The organism is Pararhodobacter sp. SW119 (genome assembly GCF_017811755.1).
Lineage (GTDB): Bacteria > Pseudomonadota > Alphaproteobacteria > Rhodobacterales > Rhodobacteraceae > Pararhodobacter.
In genome coordinates this window covers 1-1,063 of record NZ_JADDJF010000158.1, presented here as the reverse complement: position 1 = coordinate 1,063, position 1,063 = coordinate 1, and the positions used below count along the sequence as shown (strand labels likewise).

1 protein-coding gene is annotated in these 1,063 nt (G+C 62.3%); it reads left to right on the top strand.

The window, feature by feature from the left end; all coding sequences use genetic code 11:
* The first annotated feature begins 26 nt into the window (after positions 1 to 26).
* The gene (locus IM708_RS21015; protein ID WP_209428496.1) at positions 27 to 1,046 is read left to right on the top strand and encodes an IS110 family transposase; all 1,020 of its coding nucleotides are present in this window, start codon (positions 27 to 29) and stop codon (positions 1,044 to 1,046) included.
* Positions 1,047 to 1,063: the final 17 nt, after the last annotated feature.

Genomic DNA, 1,063 nt, shown 5'->3' with positions numbered 1-1,063 from the left:
TCAACTGCTGAGAGAGGAGCCACCCAATGACAGTTAAGACAGTCGGCCTGGATTTGGCCAAGGACGTTTTTCAGGTTCACGGGATTTCTGCGAATGGGCGCGTCATCTTCAACAAGACGATCAAGCGCGCGAAGCTTCTGCAATTCTTTGAGGCCCTGCCGCCCTGCGTCGTCGGTATGGAGGCGTGCGGGTCCGCCCATCACTGGGGTCGCGAATTGCGAAAGCTCGGTCACGACATCCGGCTGATGCCGGCGAGCTACGTGAAGCCCTATGTTAAACGAGGCAAGACCGACGCGATCGACGCCGAGGCGATCTGCGAGGCCGTGCGCCGCCCCACGATGCGGTTCGTCGAACTGAAAACGGAGGATCAGCAGGCGATCCTGACGATCCACCGCACCCGCGATCTCGTGGTCCGGCAGCGAACCCAGGTCGTGAACATGGTCCGCAGCATCTTGCGCGAGTTCGGCCATGTCCTGCCGACCGGGGTCGAAGCTGTCCTCGCCTTCGCCAAACGCCATCTCGACGGGGACCGGCCCGAAATGCCTGAGCTGGCTAACGGCATTCTCGGGACGCTTTGCCACCAACTGATGGGCCTCAACATGCGTGTCGTCGGCTACACCAAGATGATCGAGCAGCATGCCACGATGAATGCAGACGCCCGGAGGCTGATGCGCATGCCCGGGATCGGTCCGATCACCGCCTCCGCCATCATCGCCACGATCGGCGACGCAAAACAGTTCCGGACCGGGCGCGATCTGGCTGCCTGGCTGGGGCTGACGCCCTTGAACAAATCCAGCGGCGGCAAGGAGCGGCTCGGAAAGATCACCAAGAAGGGCGACCGCTACATCAGAAAGCTGCTGATCGTCGGCATGACGTCGCGCGCGTTGATGGGCAAGAAGCATCCCGAACGCGTCGATCTCTGGACGGCGAAAATTCTGACCGCGAAGCCGTTCCGGCTGGCCACCGTCGCAATGGCCAACAAGGCCGCCCGGATCGTCTGGGCCATGCTGACGAAACAACAGGACTACCGCCTGCCGAGCACCTGACAGCACGGCCGGCACGA

Coding starts and splice junctions, on each gene's coding strand:
- IM708_RS21015 (WP_209428496.1), top strand. CDS start 27: ATGACAGTTAAGACAGTCGGCCTGGATTTGGCCAAGGACGTTTTTCAG.